This is a genomic window from Aeromonas sp. 601027 (assembly GCF_049174455.1).
In the GTDB taxonomy this organism is placed as follows: Bacteria; Pseudomonadota; Gammaproteobacteria; order Enterobacterales; family Aeromonadaceae; genus Aeromonas; species Aeromonas veronii_A.
This window is the reverse complement of record NZ_JAAKTN010000016.1, coordinates 105,113-124,769: the sequence shown is the minus strand read 5'-3', so window position 1 is coordinate 124,769 and position 19,657 is coordinate 105,113. Positions and strand designations below refer to the sequence as shown.

Genomic DNA, 19,657 nt, shown 5'->3' with positions numbered 1-19,657 from the left:
TCAGAAGAAACTTTGTTCGATGATGATGATGTCGCCGGGATTGAGCTGCCGTTGCAGGCTCACCTCTTCCAGCAACTGATCGCAGCCATTGAGGCGCAGGCTGATATCCCGTCTGGCGGCGCGATCGGTGAAACCACCCGCCAGCGCGACGGCCTTCTCCACCGTCAGGCCGGGCTGGTATTCGTAGCCCCCCGGGTGAGCCACCTCGCCAGCAACAAACACCTGGCGGAAAGTGGTCACGTTGACCGTCACCATGGGATCGAGCAGCACGCCGTGCTTGAGCCCTCTGGTCAGCAGCTCGGCCACCTCAGCGGTGGTATGGCCCATCAGCAACACCTGACCCAGATAGGGGTAATTGACGTGGCCACTGGTATCGACCTTGAACTTCATCGACAGATCCGGCTCGCCATACACCCGGATTTCGACCTCGTCCCCCGGCGCCAGCCGGTAGGCGGAATCGTTGCCTTGCGGGCTCTGGCCAGCCCAGACCGACAGGCTGAACAACCAGCCAAGCAGAAGCACCATCACGCTTTTGTTCATGTTAAATGGCTACCTTGAGTGAAAGAGAAAGCTGTTGTTTGTCGTAACCGAGGGCACGGCCATAGCAATTGCCGCCGATGTCGATGGGCTGCCCGGCAAAGCTGGAGCCGGAGTCGGCCTGCTGGTAGTGGAGCCCCAGATTGACGGAGGGACGAATGTCGTAGCTGATGCCCATGCCCCAGCGATGGATGTCGTCCTGACGGTGGCGGTTGTCGTTACCACAGACCACCGACTGGTGATAATCATCCCGGATATCGTGATAAGAGAGCGTGGTCGCCACTCCGGGTGACCAGTGGTGCTGCCACTCGGCGCCATATAGCTGGCTGCTGACATAGCCGCCGTCACCACCCGGATCACGAATGGTCCGGCTGGAGAGCAGCGCGAGCTTGCTGTAATCGAGCGGTTGCCACTCCAGACGTAGATCCCAGTTCAGCCCTTTGAAACTCTCTGCCTGCGGATCGTTGACGAAACGCTTGTAGATCCCGCCGATATTGGCATCGATCCGGGTCTTGCCGGTCAGCTGGCTCATCACCCCGGTGATGAGGAAAAATTCGTCGGAATCCTTGCGCGGATTGGCCGGATAGCGTCGCAGATTGGTCTGCAGGGTGTAACGAAAACGGCTGACATGGCTCACCTGATCGAACAGCTCGACAATGGCGGTGTTCTCCTGCCACTCCTGCTCGGCCATATAGCGTTCAAAGTCATGCTGGTAGAGGTGCTTGTCGAGATAGCCCAGATCCTTGTGGGAGAGCGCCAGTTCCAGCTTGCCTCTGGCATCGGGTGCACCGTAACTGTAGCGGCCACCCACTTCGCTGCGTTTGAAGCGCAACGGCTCATTTATCTGAAATCTGCCGAATGTGGCATCACCACAGAGCGCACGACCTTTCTTATCAGCGTCGCTGGGACAAGGAGAGGCATCTCCCTGCAACATAAAGCCTTCGGTCAGCCCCTCGCCACGCGCCTCATGGCCCAGCCGATACTGGTACATCAGTTTGAAGGCGTTGCGCAGGGAGAAGCGCCAGCTGCCGTCAAACTGGAACTGGTGATCGGCATAGTCATCCGCATGGCTGCTGCCATAGCGACGATAATCACCCAGATAGCTGAACTGATAGCGATCCAGGCCGCGTTTGCCCACCATGCGAAATTCCGGGGTGATTCCGATGAAATCGGAGCCAATCGCCTGACCACTGTCACGCAGCCACAGCAGGTTGCTGTCGTGACCATAACGACTCTCCATCTCGGTCTGGACCTCCAGACCCAGCGGCCCCTGATGGGATACGGGAGTGACCTCGGCACGGACTGAAAGAGAGGGGGAGAGCAGCAGTCCGACGCAAACGAGGCTAGTAAGCGGATGCACCGACAAAGCCCTTGAATACAGTCAGGAAAATGACTTTGAAATCCAGTCCGAGCGACCAGTACTGGATGTACTTGAGATCGAACTTGACCCGCATCTCCATCTTGTCGAGGGTGTCGGTTTCACCACGAAATCCATTTATCTGGGCCAGCCCGGTAATCCCCGGTTTGACCTTGTGGCGCAGCATGTACCGCTCCACCAGTGAGCGGTACTGCTCGTTGTGCGCCACGGCATGGGGACGTGGCCCCACGATCGACATGGTGCCCTGAATCACATTGAAAAACTGCGGCAGCTCATCCAGCGAGGTGCGACGCAAAAACGCACCGAATGGCGTCACTCTGGGATCGCCTCTGGTTGCCTGAGTCACCACGGCATCATTCTCCATGACGCGCATGGAGCGGAATTTCCAGACCTGGATCCGTTTCCCCCCCAGGCCGTAGCGATCCTGCTTGAAGAGCACGGGTCCAGGGGAAGAGAGACGCACCCCGAGAGCCACCAGCGCCATAACCGGAGAGATGAGCAGCAGGATGAGTGAACCCAGCACCAGATCTTCAATGCGTTTGAGCAGGGCGGCGCCACCTTCAAACGGGGAATCGAAAAAGCTGAAGGTATAGATATCGCCCACCCGATCGATGTGGGATACGGTCAGGCCGTACTCATAGAAATCGGGAACCAGATAGGTATTAACCGTGGTGTCGGAGAGTTCGTAGAGGTAGTGATTGATACGCTCCCGGGCGGTCAGAGGCAGCGCCAGATAGATTTCGTCGACCAGCCCTTTGCGTGCCAGCTCGAGCAGCTCGTCGACATCACCCAACAGAGGACTGCGAGTCGGGTAACCGAAGCGCTCTTCGCTACGGGCATCGAAAAATCCGAGCATCTGAATATCGTGACGCGGGCTCTCCCACAGGGATTTTTCCAGCGCCAGTCCGGCCGGAGTTACGCCAATGATGGCCACACGCCGACAGCAGGAGGCATCGCTGAACCAGAGGGTCACCAGTCGGTACAACACCCGATAGCCGGTGGAAATGAGGCAGGCCATGGCAAGCCAGAGCACCGCCAGCTCCAGCGGGAAGGGGTGGTAGGGTTTAAAGATGGGAACCAGATAGACCAGCAGGTAGAGCAGGGTAGCAGTTACCAACCAGGAGAAGATGAGGCGCAGCAGAGACTGCGCCAGATGTTTACGAACCCGGCTGCAATAGAGCCCGGTATTCTGGGAGACCAGAAAGAAGACCACCATGCCCAGCGTGACCAGAGACATCTCGTCCAACCCATGAAACAAGCCAAAGTGCCGTGCGAGCAGCACCATTGAGACTGAAATTCCCACCAGATCGACAAAGCGGGAAAACAGACGGTGGCTCGCGTCTGCGAGCTTGATGATTCGCTTGTTCATGGGTCGCCTTCATACTGATATCACTTATCAGTTTTCTTGACCGGACGAGCCCAGTTCTTGATGTGACGCTGGGGTACCCGGGTAATCACGAGTTCATTTTCACCCACGTCCTTGGTAATAGTAGAGCCGGCACCCAGGGTGGCCCCCTTGCCGATGCGAACAGGCGCTACCAGTTGGGTATCAGAACCGACGAACACATCGTCCTCGATGATGGTCTGGAATTTGTTGACCCCGTCGTAGTTGCAGGTGATGGTACCGGCACCGATATTCACCCCGGCTCCGATCTCGGCATCACCCAGATAGGTCAGATGACCGCACTTGGAACCAACCCCCAGACGGGCCTTCTTCATCTCGACGAAGTTGCCAACGTGCGCATCCTGCTCCAGAACCGCCCCCGGACGCAAGCGGGTAAACGGACCCACTGAGCACTGATCTGCCACCTGTGCACCCTCGATAACCGAGTAGGGTTTCACCTCGGTGTGATCGCCAATGACACAATCTTTCAGTACGCAACCGGCTCCGATACGAACGTGATTGCCGAGAGTCACCTTGCCCTCAATGATGACGTTTGCATCAATAACAACCTCTTCACCAATTTCCAAAACCCCACGCAAATCAAAGCGTGCGGGGTCGATCATGGTTGCACCTGCAATCATCAGTTTCTCGGCCTGCATCTGCTGATAGCTGCGCTCAAGCTGAGCCAATTGCACCCGATTGTTGGCCCCTTCCACCTCGGCGGCACGCTCCGGATGAACGGCGGCAATCGGGCAATTATCGCCGTGAGCCATGGCGATCACATCGGTCAGATAGAACTCGCCCTGGGCGTTTTTGTTGTCGAGACGAGACAACCATTGACGCAACTGGCCCCCATTGGCCACCAGCACGCCGGTGTTCACCTCACGAATGGCCAGCTGTTCGGCATTGGCATCCTTCTGCTCGACGATACCGACTACCTGACCATTTTCACGGACGATGCGGCCATAGCCGGTGGGGTTGTCCAGCACCACGGTCAGCAGTGCCATCCCGTTTTCAGCCTTGGCGGCGAGCAAGCGCTGCAGGGTCTCGGGCTGGATCAGCGGGGTATCGCCGTAGAGCACCAGCACATCGTCTTCATCCTTCCAGAACGGGATGGCCTGGGCGACGGCATGACCAGTTCCCAGCTGCTGAGCTTGCAGCACCCAGTTCACATCATCCGCCACGATCCGCTCTTTCAGCAGCTCGGCACCGTGGCCATAGACCAGATGCAGCTGCTCGGCACCGACATGACGAGCGGTATCGATCACATGGGAAACCATGGGTTTGTTGGCTACCGGGTGCAGTACCTTGGGCAGGGAAGAGCGCATACGGGTACCTTTACCCGCAGCCAGGATCACGACGTTGAGGGACATAAATTGGCCTTTGGAACATGAAAAATACTCGGCGGAGTCTATCCAACGGGTAAAAAAAAAGCGACCCGAAGGTCGCTTTTTACATCACCGTTATTAGCGGTAATTCTTTTTGACGATATCGATGACTCGCAGTTGAGCCATCGCCTTGGCCAGCTCTGTGGCGGCCTGGGCGTAGTCGATATCACCATGGGAGCTGTGGATCCGCTCTTCGGCTGCGCGCTTGGCTTCCTGGGCTTTCGCCTCATCCAAGTCGTCAGCACGAATCGCGGTGTCCGCCAGCACGGTCACGGATTCAGGTTGTACTTCCAGCATACCGCCGGAGATGTACAGCACCTCTTCAGTTCCATTCTGCTTCACCAAGCGGACCAGGCCCGGCTTGATGGCAGTCAGCAACGGAGCATGACCGTGGCGGAGACCCAACTCACCTTCGGAGCCTGATACCTGAGCGGATTGCACGCGACCGGAAAACAGTTTTCCTTCGGCGCTCACCACGTCCAGGTGAAAGGAGATCATCTCTGCCATGGGCCCTCCTGTCGAGGCTTACAGTTTCTTGGATTTCTCGACGACTTCGTCGATACCGCCAACCATGTAGAACGCCTGCTCGGGCAGATCGTCATACTCGCCTTTCAGGATGCCCTGGAAACCACGGATGGTCTCTTTCAACGGCACGTATTTACCCGGAGAACCGGTAAACACTTCTGCAACGAAGAACGGCTGGGACAGGAAACGCTCGATCTTACGGGCACGGGCTACGGTCAGTTTGTCTTCTTCTGACAGTTCATCCATACCCAGGATGGCGATGATGTCCTTCAGCTCTTTGTAGCGCTGCAGTACGGTCTGAACGCCACGAGCGGTCTCGTAGTGCTCCTTGCCAACCACCAGCGGATCCAGCTGACGAGAGGTAGAGTCCAGCGGGTCAACGGCCGGGTAGATACCCAGTGCCGCGATCTGACGGGACAGTACGACGGTCGCATCCAGGTGGGCGAAGGTGGTCGCCGGAGACGGGTCAGTCAAGTCATCCGCAGGAACGTAAACGGCCTGTACGGATGTGATGGAACCGGTCTTGGTGGAGGTGATACGTTCTTGCAGAACACCCATCTCCTCGGCCAGGGTCGGCTGGTAACCTACTGCGGAAGGCATACGGCCCAGCAGTGCGGATACTTCGGTACCGGCCAGGGTGTAACGGTAGATGTTGTCCACGAAGAACAGCACGTCACGACCTTCGTCACGGAACTTCTCGGCCATGGTCAGGCCGGTCAGCGCTACGCGCAGACGGTTTCCGGGCGGCTCGTTCATCTGACCGTAAACCAGAGATACTTTGTCCAGTACGTTGGACTCCATCATCTCGTGGTAGAAGTCGTTACCCTCACGGGTACGCTCACCTACACCGGCGAATACAGAGTAACCACTGTGTTCGATCGCGATGTTACGGATCAGCTCCATCATGTTTACGGTTTTGCCTACACCGGCACCACCGAATAGACCAACCTTACCACCCTTGGCGAACGGACATACCAGGTCGATAACCTTGATGCCGGTCTCCAGCAGCTCGGTGCTGTTGGACTGATCTTCGTAGCTGGGGGCTTCACGGTGGATTGACCAGCTCTCTTCTTCACCGATCGGGCCTTTCTCGTCGATTGGCTCGCCCAGTACGTTCATGATCCGACCCAGTGTCGCAGTACCGACCGGAACCTGGATGGATTTACCGCTATTCATTACTTCCAACCCACGACGCAGACCGTCGGAGGAACCCATGGTGATGCAACGAACGACGCCGCCACCGATCTGTTGCTGAACTTCCAGCACCAGACCCTGGCCTTGACCTTCGCTAACGACCTTCAGTGCATCGTACACCTGGGGCACGGCATTCTGCGGGAACTCGATGTCCACTACAGCGCCGATGATTTGGACGATGAAACCGTTACTCATGTCAAATCCTCTAAACCTTTGATAACCCTTGCCTTACACCGCAGCAGCACCGGATACGATCTCTGTCAGCTCCTGGGTAATACTGGCCTGACGGGCCTTGTTGTATACCAGTTGCAGATCGTTAATCAGGTTACCGGCGTTGTCAGTCGCGGCTTGCATGGCAACCATTCGGGCTGCCTGTTCACTGGCCAAGTTTTCCACTACACCCTGGTAGACCTGAGATTCGACATAGCGAACCAGCAGGGTATCCAGCAGCTTCTTGGGATCCGGCTCATAGAGGTAATCCCAGTGGTGTTTCTTGGCCAGCTTGCTGTCTTCAGTTACGGGCAAAGGCAGCAGTTGATCGACCCGTGGTTGCTGCACCATGGTGTTGACGAACTTGTTGTACACCAGATACAGCTTGTCAATCTCACCGTTGTCGTAAGCCTTCAGCATGACCTTGACTGAACCAATCAGGTCATTGACGCTCGGGTTATCGCCCAGTCCTGCGACGTGAGCTTTCACCTTGGCGCCGTGCCGTTCAAAGAAGTTGGAGGCTTTGTTGCCGATCAGAGCCAGGTCAACCTTGGCACCTTTCGCGCTCCATTGCTTCATATCATTGAGGGCAGCCTTGAACAGGTTGATGTTCAGACCACCACACAGGCCACGGTCGGTGGAGACGACGATGTAACCCACTCGCTTGACCTCACGTTCGATGAGGTAGGGGTGTTTGTATTCCAGGTTCCCCTGAGCGATATGGCCGATCACCTTGCGCATGGTTTCAGCGTACGGACGGCTGGCAGACATGCGATCCTGCGCACGGCGCATCTTGCTTGCGGCCACCATTTCCATAGCGCTGGTGATCTTTTGAGTGTTTTTAACACTCCCGATCTTGTTACGTATCTCTTTTGCGCCGGCCATCTCTTCTCTCCATCAGGTGGCAGCTTGCGCTGCCACACTCGCTTACCAGGTCTGGGTTGCCTTGAAGTCATCCAGCAACGCAGTCAGCTTGCCAACGATCGCGTCGTTGTAGTCAGCCTTGGCATTGATTTCAGCCATCAGCTCAGCATGCTGGGTATCGGCGAAAGAGAGCAGAGCGGCTTCGAAGTCGAGGATCTTGCTCAACTCGACATCAGAGAGATAGCCTTTTTCCGCGGCGAACAGCACCAGAGACTGGTGAGCCACGCTCATCGGAGAGTACTGCTTCTGTTTCATCAGCTCGGTCACTTTCTGACCGTGGTCCAGCTGCTTGCGAGTTGCATCGTCCAGGTCGGAAGAGAACTGGGCAAAGGCAGCAAGTTCGCGATACTGGGCCAGCGCGGTACGGATACCACCGGACAGCTTCTTGACGATCTTGGTCTGGGCGGCACCACCCACACGGGATACGGAGATACCCGGATCAACCGCAGGACGAATACCGGCGTTGAAAGACTGGGAAGTCAGGAAGATCTGACCATCGGTGATGGAGATCACGTTGGTCGGAACGAACGCGGATACGTCGCCCGCCTGGGTTTCGATGATCGGCAGCGCGGTCAGAGAACCGGTTTTGCCCTTCACTTCACCCTTGGTGAACTTCTCTACGTACTCGTCGTTGACGCGAGCTGCACGCTCCAGCAGACGGGAGTGCAGATAGAATACGTCGCCCGGGAATGCTTCACGTCCTGGCGGACGGCGCAGCAGCAGGGAGATCTGACGATATGCAACGGCCTGCTTGGACAGGTCATCATAAATGATCAGGGCATCTTCACCGCGGTCACGGAAGTACTCACCCATGGAGCAACCTGAATACGGAGCCAGGTATTGCAGGGCAGCCGCTTCGGAAGCAGAGGCAACCACTACTATGGTGTTGGCCAGAGCACCGTGCTCTTCCAGCTTGCGCACCACGTTGGCGATGGTGGAGGCCTTCTGGCCAATCGCAACGTAGACACACTTAATGCCGGAGTCTTTCTGGTTGATGATGGTGTCGATCGCAATGGCAGTTTTACCTACCTGGCGGTCACCGATGATCAGCTCACGCTGGCCACGACCGATAGGGATCATGGAGTCGATGGCTTTCAGACCGGTCTGGACAGGCTGGTCAACAGACTTACGCTCGATAACGCCCGGGGCAATCACTTCTACCGGAGAGAAGCCATCGTGCTCGACCGGACCTTTACCGTCGATAGGCTGACCCAGGGTGTTGACCACCCGGCCCAGCAGACCACGACCGACCGGCACTTCCAGAATGCGGCCAGTACCTTTTACTTTCATCCCTTCGGCCAGATCGGCATAGGGACCCATCACTACGGCACCAACGGAGTCACGCTCCAGGTTCAATGCCAGAGCGTAGCGGTTGCCCGGCAGCTCGATCATCTCACCCTGCATGGCATCGGCCAGGCCGTGGATACGAATGATACCGTCACTCACGGAGACGATGGTACCTTCGTTACGCGCTTCGCTCTTTACATCAAACTGCGCAATGCGCTGCTTGATCAGCTCGGCGATTTCAGTGGAATTCAGTTGCATGCTCTAATACCCCAATCAAGATTGCAGCGCGTCAGCCATGCGATCCAGCTTGCCGCGGACAGTTCCGTCGATAACCAGATCACCGGCCTTGATGAGCACCCCGGCCATCAAGGACGCGTCGATGCTGCAATTCAGCTTCACTTTGCGCGCGAGACGTTGTTCCAGAGAAGCCTGAATATTGGCTTTCTGCTGGTCGGTCAGTGCAATCGCCGAAATCACGTCAGCCTGAACTTCTTTGTCCAGTTCAGACTTGAACACCACAAATTCGGCAACGACCGCCGGCAGCACACCCAAGCGACCATTCTCTGCCATTACCCGGATCAGGTTCTGGCCATGCTCGTCGAGTTGCTCCCCGCAGATGCTGACAAACAGTTTTGCCAGCTCGTCGGCAGCCACAGAGCCGTTAACCAGGGAGTGGATGGTCTCGTTCTTCACTACTTCCGCAGCGAAGCTGAGCATCCCCAGCCACTGATCAACCGCCTTGTGCTCAACGGCAAACTCGAAAGCAGCCTTGGCGTAGGGGCGAGCGATTGTAGTCAGTTCAGACATAGCCCCGTTCCCGTTACAGTTCAGCTACCAGTTTGTCGACGATGTCGCTGTTGGCAGCCTGGTCGATTTGGCGCGCCAGGATCTTCTCTGCACCCGCAATGGCAAGAGCAGCAACCTGCTTGCGCAGTTCCTCTTTGGCACGATGACGTTCAGCTTCAATCTCGGCACGGCCTTGAGCCAGGATTTTTTCCCGCTCAGCCTGAGCACCGACAGTTGCCTCATCAATGATCTGGGCCTTGCGTTTGTTGGCCTGTTCAATGATTTCAGCAGCCTGCAGCTTGGCTTCTTTCAGCTGATCGACGGCGTTGGCCTTGGCCAAATCCAGATCTTTCTTGGCTCGTTCGGCAGAAGAGAGACCGTCAGCAATAGCTTTCTGACGGGCTTCGATGGCAGCCATCAGCGGCGGCCATACATACTTCATGCAAAACACAACGAAGAAGAAAAAAGCAATTGCTTGGCCGAGGAGGGTGGCGTTGATATTCACAGCCGATGTCCTCTTTAGTTAGTTAATGGGTTATGCCTGGAGATGTCGTAACGACTTAGCCAGCAACCGCAAACATCACATACAGACCCAGACCAACGGCGATCATCGGGATCGCATCCACCAGACCCATTACGATGAAGAACTGGGTACGCAGAACAGGGATCAGATCAGGTTGACGAGCAGCACCTTCCAGGAACTTGCCACCCAGAATACCGATACCGATGGAAGCGCCGATAGCAGCCAGACCCATCATCATTGCAGCAGCGATGTACAGCAGGTCCATGTTCAAGTTTTCCATGAGGATCTCCATTTATTTAGATGTAATTGATTGTATAAAAAGGATTATTTGAGTCGCATCAACCATGGTCTTCCTGTGCCATCGACAGATAGACGATGGTCAGAACCATGAAGATGAATGCCTGCAAAGTGATGATCAAGATGTGGAAAATTGCCCAAGGCACGGACAGGATCCACTGTGACCACCAGGGTAGCAAACCCGCAATCAGGATAAAGATCAGTTCGCCAGCATACATGTTGCCGAACAGTCGAAGACCCAGAGAGACCGGTTTGGATACCAGCGTAACAGTTTCCAGGATGAGGTTAACCGGGATGGCCGCCGGGTGGTTGAAAGGCTGAAGCGTCAGCTCCTTCACAAACCCGCCGATACCCTTGACCTTGATGCTGTAATACAGGATCAAGAAGAACACGCCCAAAGCCATGGACATGGTGATGTTAACGTCAGCAGAGGGAACCACACGCAGATAGGGAATACCCATCAATTGTGCAGCGTGAGGGATAAAGTCAACGGGGATCAGATCCATCAGGTTCATCAGGAAGATCCAGACAAACACAGTCAACCCCAAAGGTGCGATGACCTTGTTGCGACCATGAAAGATGTCTTTGACGTTACCATTCACAAACTCGACCAGCATCTCCACAAAGCACTGCAGCTTACCCGGCACCCCGCTGGTAGCGTTAACGGCTACTTTGCGGAACAGCAGGATAAACAGGGCGCCTAGCACGACGGAGAATACCATTGAGTCGATATTCACCGTCCAGAACCCGGACCCGACTTGAAGGTGGGTCAGGTGGTGGGAGATATATCCCTGAGGAGTCAGGACTTCTCCGGTTGCAGACATGAGTTTTCCTAATAGTGGTTGTTAAGCGTGAATGAGACTATCCACTGTACAACGAGGGCGAGGATATAAGTGGCGAAAAACGAGACGGTAACGACCTCGACTTTCGCACCAAACAACAGAGCAAACAGACCTGCTGTCGAAACGAGCTTAATCCCAGCCCCACCATAAAAGTCCCGCAAAACCAGGCCCACACTCTCGGTTGTCACCTTGCGGCGCAGCACCCAGACAGTAAACAAGGCTTGAGGAACCCAGTACATCCCCCCTCCGTAAAGGGCGGAATAACCGGCGCTGGCACTAATCTGATAAAACCAGACAGCACTCATCGCCAGGATCAGGATGAGCTGACAAACGAGCATAACCCAGGCTAGCGTAAAACCTTCCAAGGCTATTTTCTGCTTCACCAACCTACCCCTGAACATTACAGAACTGTAAAAAATCGGGATCCGAAGACCCCATGTTAACAGCTCTTAAAGCCGGTCAAATTATACCCTTGAGGGCCGCTATTGCAATATGACAAAAATCCTTAATTTTTGCGGCTTTCCGCGGCAAATCAAGGTTATGGCCATATCAAAAGGAATGGATGTTTTATTACTACAAAAAGCGTAAGAATCACGATTCTGACACGCCAAAATAGCCCAATATACGGTCCAAATCGGATAAATTCTCGTAACTTATTACTAACTTTCCGCTATCCCGCTTGCCAGGCTGAAGTTGCACCTGATTGCCAATTTTTTCTGCCAGTTGGCGCTCCAGGTAGCCGATCTGCGGATCACGGGCCGGTTCGACCCTGGCTTTTGCCGGTTCAAGCGCTTTTTGCACCAGCTTCTCGGTATCGCGTACAGTCAGCCCTTTCTGGGCAACCAGCTTGGCCAGTTCGGACTGAGCCTGACCGCTCAGGGCCAGCAGGGCTCGGGCATGACCCATGTCGAGGTCGCCATGCTCGACGAAACGCTTCACGTCGTCGTTGAGCTGGTTGAGACGCAGCAGGTTGGTCACCGTGGTGCGGGACTTGCCCACCGCCTCGGCCACCTGCTGGTGGGTGAGTTCGAATTCGGTCAGTAGTCTTTGTAAAGCGACCGCCTCTTCGATGGCATTGAGGTCTTCCCGCTGGATGTTCTCAATCAGCGCGATGGCAACGGCAGCCTCGTCGGGTACATCCTTGACGATGCAGGGCACCACCTCGAGCCGCGCCAGCTGGGACGCGCGCCAGCGCCGCTCACCGGCGATGATTTCGAAGGATTGTTCGCCGAGAGGGCGTACCACGATGGGCTGGATCACCCCCTGGGCGCGGATGGAGTTGGCAAGCTCTTCCAGTGCATCCTGGGACATGTCCTTGCGGGGCTGGTACTTGCCGGACTGCAACCACTCCACCGGCAGCTTGCGCAGCTCGCCCTGATTGGTGGGGGCCATGGCCTCTTCAGTACGTTGATCGCTCATCACCTGTTTCTGGCGGGCAGCCGTGCTGGTACTGAGCAGGGCATCCAGCCCCTTGCCCAGTCCACGTTTTTTCGGAGTCATATGCTCTCTCGGTCTGCGATGGTCGCCTGACGTTCCTGCTCCTGGCGGCGCAGGATCTCGCCAGCCAGTGCCAGGTAGGCCTTGGCGCCCACCGATGATTTGTCATAGTGCATGGCCGGGGCACCGAAACTCGGGGCCTCAGCCAGTCTAACATTGCGGGGAATGATGGTGCGGTAGACCTTGTCGCCAAAGTGCTGTTTTAGCTGATCGGACACATCATTGGCCAGCCGGTTGCGGTGATCGAACATGGTGCGCAGCACCCCTTCGATCTTGAGATCCGGATTGACCACGGCGGCCAGCTTGCTGATGGTGTCGACCAGGGCGGTGAGCCCTTCCAGCGCATAGTATTCGCACTGCATGGGCACCAGCACGGAGTCGGCGGCGGCCATGGCATTCACGGTCAGCATGTTGAGGGAAGGTGGGCAGTCGATGAAGACGTAGTCGTACTTGTCCCGCACCGAGGCCAGCGCATTGCGCAGACGGATCTCGCGGGCGAAAAACTCCATCAGGCGGATTTCGGCTGCGGTCACGTCGGCGTTGGCGGCGATCAGGTGATAACCACCGGAAGTTTCGGGTATGATCACCTCGCTGATGGGAGCATCTTCGATCAGCAGCTCATAGGCGGTGCGCTCGACTTCGTACTTGTCGACGCCGCTGCCCATGGTGGCATTGCCCTGCGGATCCAGATCGATCACCAGCACCTTGCGCCGGGTGGCGGCCATGGAGGCGGCCAGGTTCACACAGGTGGTGGTTTTACCCACTCCACCCTTCTGGTTGGCTATGGCAATGACTTTTCCCACACTATCCCCTAAATGAAACTGCGACCCTATTCGGGCTGGATATGTTTGAATTCCAGCAGATGACGTTCGCCTTCCAGCTCCGGCACCCGCAGCTCATGACAGGCTACCAGACGGATATTGGCAGGCAACTGGGCCAGCTCCTGCTCGGGATATTGTCCCTTGAGTGCCAGGAAGCAGCCCTGTTCTGACGGCAGGTGGTGACACCAGCTCAGCATGTCCTCCAGCGAGGCAAATGCCCGACTCAGTACACCATCAAATCCCACCTCGGGTTGATACTCTTCAACCCGGGATTTGACCGGCGTCACATTGGTCAGACCCAGCACCTGGATCACCTGACGGATGAAGTTGATCCGCTTGCCCAGACTATCGAGCAGGACGAACTGCTTGTCCGGATTGATGATCGCCAGCGGCAATCCCGGCAGGCCGGGACCAGTCCCCACATCGATGAAGCGCTCACCGTGCAAGTGGGGGCTTACCACCAGGCTATCGAGGATATGCTTGACCAGCATGGCGTCCGGATCTCGCACCGAGGTGAGATTGTAAGCCTTGTTCCACTTGTGCAGCAACTCGACCAACTGCACCAGTTGGCTCTTTTGGGTATCGGTGATAACAATTTCGGCCTGCTTGAGCAGGCCGTTCAATCTTTCCAGCATGGGATTCCTCAGGCGGTTTTACGCAGCAGGCCGTGTTTTTTCAGGTGAACCAGCAGGATGGAGATGGCCGCCGGGGTGATGCCGGAGATGCGGGAAGCCTGACCAATGGTCTGCGGTTTGGCATCGTTCAGCTTGGCTTTCACCTCGTTGGAGAGGCCGTTCACCTCGCGATAGTCCAGATCCAGCGGCAGCAGGGTGTTCTCGTTGCGCAGCTGTTTTTCCACTTCATCGTGCTGACGTTCGATGTAACCGGCGTACTTGATCTGGATCTCAACCTGTTCGGCCGCGGCAGGATCAGTCACGGAAGGGCCGACACCTTCGATTGCCATCAGCGCATCATAGGTCACCTCGGGGCGACGCAGCAGCTCTTCCAGACTCTGTTCGCGGGTCAGCGGGGTGTTGACCAAGGCGTTGACCGCTTCCAGTGACGGATGTTGCGGGTGGATCCAGGTTGAACGCATGCGCTGACGCTCCAGCTCGACCTGTTCCATCTTGGCGTTGAATTTGCTCCAGCGCTCGTCATCCACCAGACCCAGTTCGCGACCGATGGCGGTCAGGCGGATATCGGCGTTGTCTTCACGCAGCAGCAGGCGATATTCGGCGCGGCTGGTGAACATGCGGTAAGGCTCGCGGGTCCCCAGAGTGGAGAGATCGTCCATCATCACGCCCATGTAGGCCTGATCCCGACGCGGGTTCCAGGGATCCTTGTCCTGGGCACGCAGCGCGGCGTTCAGACCGGCCATCAGGCCTTGTGCCGCCGCCTCTTCGTAACCGGTCGTACCGTTGATCTGGCCAGCGAAGAACAGGTTTGGAATGCACTTGCTCTCCATGTTGGCCTTGAGATCCCGCGGATCGAAGAAATCATATTCGATGGCATAGCCGGGGCGGGTGATGTGGGCGTTCTCGAAGCCGCGCACAGAACGGACGATCTGCACCTGCACGTCAAACGGCAGGCTGGTGGATATCCCGTTCGGATAGAGTTCGTGGGTGGTCAGGCCTTCCGGTTCGACGAAGATCTGGTGCGCCGTCTTGTCGGCGAAACGGGTGATCTTGTCTTCGATCGACGGGCAGTAGCGCGGGCCGATCCCCTCGATCACCCCGGCGTACATGGGGCTGCGATCCAGGTTATTGCGGATCACCTCGTGGGTACGCTCGTTGGTGTGGGTGACGTAGCAGGGCACTTGACGGGGATGCTGGCTGGCATTGCCGATAAACGAGAAGACGGGGCGCGGATCGTCACCGTGCTGTTCCTGCATTACGGAGAAATCGACGCTGCGGGCATCGATGCGCGGCGGGGTGCCAGTCTTGAGACGATCGATGCGCAGTGGCAGTTCACGCAGGCGCTGGGCGAGGGCGATCGACGGAGGATCCCCGGCACGGCCGCCCTTGTAGTTTTCCATCCCTATGTGGATCAACCCGTTCAGGAAGGTACCGACCGTCAGCACCACAGTCTTGCCGCTGATGCGGATCCCGCTCTGGGTGACCACACCGGCAACACGATCCCCGTCCATGATCAGATCGTCACAGGCCTGCTGGAAGATCTTCAGGTTCGGGTAGTTCTCCAGCATCTGGCGAACGACGGCCTTGTAGAGCAGGCGATCCGCCTGGGCACGAGTGGCTCGCACTGCCGGTCCCTTGGAGGAGTTGAGGGTGCGGAACTGGATCCCGCCAAGATCGATGGCACGCGCCATGATCCCGCCGAGTGCGTCAACTTCCCTGACCAGGTGTCCCTTGCCGATCCCGCCGATCGCCGGATTACAGGACATGTGTCCCAGCGTATCGATATTGTGGGTCAGCAACAGGGTGTTCATGCCCATACGGGCTGCCGCTGTTGCTGCTTCGGTTCCGGCATGACCGCCACCGACGACGATCACATCAAATTGTTCATGGTATTGCATTGGGATCACCTTGATCTGCACGCCTGAAGATCTTTATTTGCCTGGGCTAAAGGGCGGAACATTCTATCTGTTTCGCGTCCTGAGGGGAACGTCTACTTAACGTTCAGTATGAAGGGAGGATCCACTAATTAGATCTTAAGGATCTTTAGATCGATCTTTTACTGGATCTCTTATTAGGATCCGCCCTTTCTGTTGATAAGCACTTTTTGATCATAAAGATCATTAATTTAAGGACGATCCTAGCTTGTGGAAAAGCTTGGATCCTGGCCCGGTGAACGAGGGGATAACCAGGACTTTTATACACAGAGGTCTGTCGGTCTGGATCTAATACATGGATAACTATAGGTTTTGCAGAGCTTTACACCGTAGTTATGCACATTACCCCTGGGCGTTGTGGGTAACCTTGTAGAACAACTCCCCCGGATCAATCTGTTAATAACATGGTGGATAGTCGATCTGGGGATAAGTGGGGGAGATCAAGCTTTTTTTCAGGATCTCCCGTACGCTGATCAGGCGATCATCGTCATCCAGTCGCGGATCCACACTTCTGCGGCATCTTCGGGGATCTCGTGTTGGGTCACATCGATGTCGAGCCGCTCGCCGATCCGGCTGGCACCGCACTCGGCCAGCAGCCGATCCAGCGTCTTGCCACCCTGGCAAAAGGTGTCGTAACTGCTGTCGCCAAGGGCGATCACGCCATATTTCAATGAATTAAGATCCGGATGCTGCTCGGCAAGATCCTTGGCGAAGGGTTGCAGGTTATCGGGCACATCCCCGGCACCATGGGTGGAAGTGACCACCAGCAGGATGGATCCCGCATCATCCAGCACCTCTGCCAGCTTGGCCGGGTTGTGGATCCGGGTCTGGTGGCCAGCCTGTTCCAGCAGGTTGGCGACGTGGTCTGCGACATATTCGGCGGCGCCCAGCATGGAGCCGACGACGAGATTGAGTTTGGCCATGGAATGGATCCTGATTTCAGACAAAGAAACGGAAAGCCGGATTCTACCGCCAAAGGGTGTGGATAAATATGGATAAAGCTTGGGGATAATGGATCCAGTCAGATAATGCCACCGGATCCATCCTGCCGATCTTTTTTCTGCTTCTTTATATTCCTCTCCATTTTCTTCTCCGCTCATGGCTCTCCTGATGACTCCCATCCCCTGCGAGATCCTGCCAATGATGCAGCTAGATAACAATGTAGATGCAAATGATTAGCAATTATTGAATCGATTCGATCACGGCTCCTGTAGTAGGATTGCGCTGCTTTATTCGCCCATGGAACAGGGTGATGTCGTGACAAACGACCACAAATAACAATTAAAACAACATAACTCATTGATAAACGAGACTTTAATATGATTGCGCAAAAATACACTACAGGACCCGGCAAGAAGGGCGCCTTCGGCGTGCTTTCGCTCTCCGGTTTGCTCGTCTCCCTGCCGTTGATGGCCGAACAAACCACCGCTGAGCTGCCCAAAGCCAGCGAAACCATGGTGGTGACCGGTACGGCCATGAAGGTGGAAGTGCCGATGGCCGAGACCCCTCGCGCCGTCTCCGTGGTTAATCGCGAGGAGCTGGATCAGCACGCCGTGTTGCAGCTGGATGAAGCGATTCGCTACCGTTCCGGCGTATTGACCGGCCTCTATGGCTCAGACAACAACACCGACTGGTTCAAGGTGCGTGGCTTCGATGCTGCCTCTTATCTGGATGGCAACCGCTTGTTTGGCACCGGCTACTACGTCTGGACGCCGGAACCGTTCGGTCTGGAGAGTGTGGAAGTGCTGAAAGGGCCTGCCTCGATCCTTTACGGTGAGGCGCCTCCGGGCGGGGTGATCAATGCCATCAGCAAGCGGCCGACCGCCACGCCGCAAGGGCAGGTGGATCTGCAGCTTGGCAGCCGGGATCATCGTCAGGTCGGGGTGGACGTCTCTGACACGCTCTCCGACAACAGCCGTTACCGCATGGTTGCTCTTTATAAAGAGCGTGATGGCGTGCTCACTGGCACCTATAACGATCGGGTTTATCTGGCGCCCAGCGTCACCTTCGATCTTTCGGATCGTACCAGCCTGACCCTGCTGGCCAGTTTCCTGCACGACGAAGGGGTCCCGACCAACGGCTTTTTCCCGGTCTATGGCACCCTGAATACGTCAGGTGGCCAGATTGATCCCTCCACCAACTTGAGCCAGCCGGATTACGATCGCAACCGCAATACCCAGATCTCCACCGGTTACGAGCTGGCCCACCAGCTCAACCAGACCTGGGAGTTCAAGCAGAACGTCCGCTTCAACTACAACGATCTGCTGCTGCGCCAGACCTATATCTTCCCGACCTATGAAGGCACAACTGCCAGTCGTGGCCTGGTTTACCGTGATGGCAATACCAAGAGTGCCACCATGGATAACCAGATGGTGGGCTACTGGAACACCGACAGCACCGAGCAGACCTTGCTGCTGGGGGTGGATCTGCAGCGTCACGTCAATGAAGGGGTCGAGGCCGACAACTACGGTATGGGCTCCATCAATACCATGAATCCGGATTACAGCGGCTTCCCCGGTTTTGACGAATCGACCGCCACTCACCAGAAGAGCAGCAAGGGCCAGAGCGGTCTCTATGCCCAGCACCAGATCCGCTGGGACGATCGCTGGTTGCTGACTGCCGGTGGCCGTTTCGACTATGTGGAGACCCACAACACCAACACTAGCAAGGACGAGCGCCAGTACGATCACGAGCTCTCCCTCTCGGGCAGCCTGATGTATTTGGCCGACAACGGCCTCTCTCCCTACTTTGCCTATGCCGAGTCGTTCGAGGTGTTGCCGGGGATCGATCCCAACACCCGAAACTCCTACAAGCCGCTCAAGGGCAAGCTCTACGAGACCGGCGTGAAGTATGCGCCTGCCTTCCTCGACGGTTACATCAATCTGGCGCTGTTCGATCTGGCCCAGACCAACTCGCTGGTCTCTACCGGTTCCGGCCAGCAGACCCAGGCGGGTGAAGTGACCTCTCAGGGGGGTGAGCTGGAAGGGAGCGTGCAGGTGACCGATGCGCTGCGTCTGACCGCTGCTTATACCTACACCGATGCCAAAACCAACGACACCGGCAGTGGCGATCGCCGTGCCAGCCTGATCCCGCGCCACCAGGCCTCCTTCTGGGGTAACTACAAGGTGCAGCAAGGGGTGGCTTCGGGTCTGGAGCTGGGTACCGGTGTACGTTATATCGGTTCCAGCGTGGGTATTGGCGCCGTGAATGCGGACTACACCCCCATCTACGGCTCTGCCGAGGTGCCGGCCCATACCGTCTGGGATGCGATGATCGGGTATGACTTTGCCAAGAACTGGCGTGCCCAGCTCAACGTCAACAACCTGCTGGGTGAAACCTACGTGGCCAGTTGTGACTACTACTGCTACTACGGCGAGCCGCGCAGCGTAGTGGGCAGCATCAACTACCGCTGGTAATCGAAGTCGGGCGGGAACCGGATTCCCGCCCTTCTTTTCACCCGCAGTTGTTCTGATCTCTCTGGAATACCGGTCCGTT

Annotated in this window: 19 protein-coding genes; 1 reads left to right on the top strand and 18 read right to left on the bottom strand. The window is 56.6% G+C overall.

Annotated features, from left to right (window positions below; genetic code table 11):
• From G5193_RS18750 to mioC, 18 genes are all read right to left on the bottom strand, one after another.
• A complete protein-coding gene (locus G5193_RS18750; RefSeq protein WP_266135142.1) occupies positions 1 to 540 on the bottom strand; it encodes a polysaccharide biosynthesis/export family protein in 540 nt (179 codons plus the stop codon).
• Position 541: 1 nt separating this feature from the next.
• A complete protein-coding gene (locus G5193_RS18745) occupies positions 542 to 1,897 on the bottom strand; it encodes an outer membrane beta-barrel protein (protein WP_266135143.1) in 1,356 nt (451 codons plus the stop codon).
• On the bottom strand, positions 1,881 to 3,284 hold the full coding sequence (locus G5193_RS18740) for an undecaprenyl-phosphate glucose phosphotransferase (RefSeq protein ID WP_266135144.1): 1,404 nt from the start codon (positions 3,282 to 3,284) through the stop codon (positions 1,881 to 1,883). Before G5193_RS18740 ends, G5193_RS18745 begins: the two co-directional genes overlap by 17 nt.
• A gap of 20 nt (positions 3,285 to 3,304) precedes the next feature.
• Complete coding sequence (gene glmU, locus G5193_RS18735; RefSeq protein WP_421206823.1) at positions 3,305 to 4,672, bottom strand: bifunctional UDP-N-acetylglucosamine diphosphorylase/glucosamine-1-phosphate N-acetyltransferase GlmU; 1,368 nt, start codon at positions 4,670 to 4,672, stop codon at positions 3,305 to 3,307.
• A gap of 93 nt (positions 4,673 to 4,765) precedes the next feature.
• Positions 4,766 to 5,194, bottom strand: a complete 429-nt coding sequence (locus G5193_RS18730; protein ID WP_005339345.1) for a F0F1 ATP synthase subunit epsilon — start codon at positions 5,192 to 5,194, stop codon at positions 4,766 to 4,768.
• 18 nt (positions 5,195 to 5,212) lie between these two features.
• Positions 5,213 to 6,601: a F0F1 ATP synthase subunit beta gene (gene atpD / locus G5193_RS18725; protein WP_026455856.1), complete on the bottom strand. Its 1,389-nt coding sequence runs from the start codon at positions 6,599 to 6,601 to the stop codon at positions 5,213 to 5,215.
• 33 nt (positions 6,602 to 6,634) lie between these two features.
• Positions 6,635 to 7,501 carry a F0F1 ATP synthase subunit gamma gene (gene atpG, locus G5193_RS18720; protein ID WP_041210471.1) on the bottom strand — a complete coding sequence of 289 codons (867 nt, stop codon included), beginning with the start codon at positions 7,499 to 7,501 and terminating at the stop codon, positions 6,635 to 6,637.
• A 42-nt stretch (positions 7,502 to 7,543) separates the two neighbouring features.
• Complete coding sequence (gene atpA / locus G5193_RS18715) at positions 7,544 to 9,085, bottom strand: F0F1 ATP synthase subunit alpha (RefSeq protein ID WP_216952485.1); 1,542 nt, start codon at positions 9,083 to 9,085, stop codon at positions 7,544 to 7,546.
• Positions 9,086 to 9,100: 15 nt separating this feature from the next.
• Positions 9,101 to 9,634, bottom strand: coding sequence for a F0F1 ATP synthase subunit delta (atpH, locus tag G5193_RS18710; protein WP_204480539.1), 534 nt, complete (start codon positions 9,632 to 9,634; stop codon positions 9,101 to 9,103).
• A 13-nt stretch (positions 9,635 to 9,647) separates the two neighbouring features.
• Entirely contained in the window at positions 9,648 to 10,118 is a 471-nt protein-coding gene (gene atpF, locus G5193_RS18705; protein ID WP_204480536.1) for a F0F1 ATP synthase subunit B, read from the bottom strand.
• 55 nt (positions 10,119 to 10,173) lie between these two features.
• On the bottom strand, positions 10,174 to 10,416 hold the full coding sequence (gene atpE / locus G5193_RS18700) for a F0F1 ATP synthase subunit C (RefSeq protein ID WP_005307205.1): 243 nt from the start codon (positions 10,414 to 10,416) through the stop codon (positions 10,174 to 10,176).
• A 58-nt stretch (positions 10,417 to 10,474) separates the two neighbouring features.
• Positions 10,475 to 11,257 (bottom strand): F0F1 ATP synthase subunit A, encoded by a 783-nt coding sequence (gene atpB, locus G5193_RS18695; protein WP_216952488.1) that lies wholly within the window; start codon positions 11,255 to 11,257, stop codon positions 10,475 to 10,477.
• A gap of 8 nt (positions 11,258 to 11,265) precedes the next feature.
• Positions 11,266 to 11,676, bottom strand: coding sequence for an ATP synthase subunit I (locus G5193_RS18690; protein ID WP_216952492.1), 411 nt, complete (start codon positions 11,674 to 11,676; stop codon positions 11,266 to 11,268).
• A gap of 190 nt (positions 11,677 to 11,866) precedes the next feature.
• A complete protein-coding gene (locus tag G5193_RS18685) occupies positions 11,867 to 12,775 on the bottom strand; it encodes a ParB/RepB/Spo0J family partition protein (protein ID WP_005342343.1) in 909 nt (302 codons plus the stop codon).
• Positions 12,772 to 13,575 (bottom strand): ParA family protein, encoded by an 804-nt coding sequence (locus G5193_RS18680; RefSeq protein WP_421206821.1) that lies wholly within the window; start codon positions 13,573 to 13,575, stop codon positions 12,772 to 12,774. Before G5193_RS18680 ends, G5193_RS18685 begins: the two co-directional genes overlap by 4 nt.
• Before the next feature lie 26 nt (positions 13,576 to 13,601).
• Positions 13,602 to 14,228, bottom strand: coding sequence for a 16S rRNA (guanine(527)-N(7))-methyltransferase RsmG (rsmG, locus tag G5193_RS18675; protein ID WP_236354505.1), 627 nt, complete (start codon positions 14,226 to 14,228; stop codon positions 13,602 to 13,604).
• A gap of 8 nt (positions 14,229 to 14,236) precedes the next feature.
• Complete coding sequence (gene mnmG / locus G5193_RS18670) at positions 14,237 to 16,126, bottom strand: tRNA uridine-5-carboxymethylaminomethyl(34) synthesis enzyme MnmG (protein ID WP_005357220.1); 1,890 nt, start codon at positions 16,124 to 16,126, stop codon at positions 14,237 to 14,239.
• Positions 16,127 to 16,635: 509 nt separating this feature from the next.
• Positions 16,636 to 17,085 carry an FMN-binding protein MioC gene (gene mioC / locus G5193_RS18665; RefSeq protein WP_033138545.1) on the bottom strand — a complete coding sequence of 150 codons (450 nt, stop codon included), beginning with the start codon at positions 17,083 to 17,085 and terminating at the stop codon, positions 16,636 to 16,638.
• A 396-nt stretch (positions 17,086 to 17,481) separates the two neighbouring features.
• Between mioC and G5193_RS18660 the strand changes: the two genes are divergently transcribed.
• Positions 17,482 to 19,578 (top strand): TonB-dependent siderophore receptor, encoded by a 2,097-nt coding sequence (locus tag G5193_RS18660; protein WP_421206819.1) that lies wholly within the window; start codon positions 17,482 to 17,484, stop codon positions 19,576 to 19,578.
• The last annotated feature ends 79 nt before the right edge of the window (positions 19,579 to 19,657 follow it).

Excerpts from the sequence above, each read along its gene's own strand:
- G5193_RS18740 (WP_266135144.1), bottom strand. The coding sequence starts at position 3,284 with ATGAACAAGCGAATCATCAAGCTCGCAGACGCGAGCCACCGTCTGTTT.
- rsmG (WP_236354505.1), bottom strand. The coding sequence starts at position 14,228 with ATGCTGGAAAGATTGAACGGCCTGCTCAAGCAGGCCGAAATTGTTATC.
- mioC (WP_033138545.1), bottom strand. The coding sequence starts at position 17,085 with ATGGCCAAACTCAATCTCGTCGTCGGCTCCATGCTGGGCGCCGCCGAA.
- G5193_RS18690 (WP_216952492.1), bottom strand. The coding sequence starts at position 11,676 with ATGTTCAGGGGTAGGTTGGTGAAGCAGAAAATAGCCTTGGAAGGTTTT.
- atpB (WP_216952488.1), bottom strand. The coding sequence starts at position 11,257 with ATGTCTGCAACCGGAGAAGTCCTGACTCCTCAGGGATATATCTCCCAC.
- atpH (WP_204480539.1), bottom strand. The coding sequence starts at position 9,634 with ATGTCTGAACTGACTACAATCGCTCGCCCCTACGCCAAGGCTGCTTTC.
- atpG (WP_041210471.1), bottom strand. The coding sequence starts at position 7,501 with ATGGCCGGCGCAAAAGAGATACGTAACAAGATCGGGAGTGTTAAAAAC.
- G5193_RS18685 (WP_005342343.1), bottom strand. The coding sequence starts at position 12,775 with ATGACTCCGAAAAAACGTGGACTGGGCAAGGGGCTGGATGCCCTGCTC.
- atpA (WP_216952485.1), bottom strand. The coding sequence starts at position 9,085 with ATGCAACTGAATTCCACTGAAATCGCCGAGCTGATCAAGCAGCGCATT.
- G5193_RS18750 (WP_266135142.1), bottom strand. The coding sequence starts at position 540 with ATGAACAAAAGCGTGATGGTGCTTCTGCTTGGCTGGTTGTTCAGCCTG.
- mnmG (WP_005357220.1), bottom strand. The coding sequence starts at position 16,126 with ATGCAATACCATGAACAATTTGATGTGATCGTCGTCGGTGGCGGTCAT.
- atpD (WP_026455856.1), bottom strand. The coding sequence starts at position 6,601 with ATGAGTAACGGTTTCATCGTCCAAATCATCGGCGCTGTAGTGGACATC.
- G5193_RS18730 (WP_005339345.1), bottom strand. The coding sequence starts at position 5,194 with ATGGCAGAGATGATCTCCTTTCACCTGGACGTGGTGAGCGCCGAAGGA.
- glmU (WP_421206823.1), bottom strand. The coding sequence starts at position 4,672 with ATGTCCCTCAACGTCGTGATCCTGGCTGCGGGTAAAGGTACCCGTATG.
- G5193_RS18660 (WP_421206819.1), top strand. The coding sequence starts at position 17,482 with ATGATTGCGCAAAAATACACTACAGGACCCGGCAAGAAGGGCGCCTTC.
- atpE (WP_005307205.1), bottom strand. The coding sequence starts at position 10,416 with ATGGAAAACTTGAACATGGACCTGCTGTACATCGCTGCTGCAATGATG.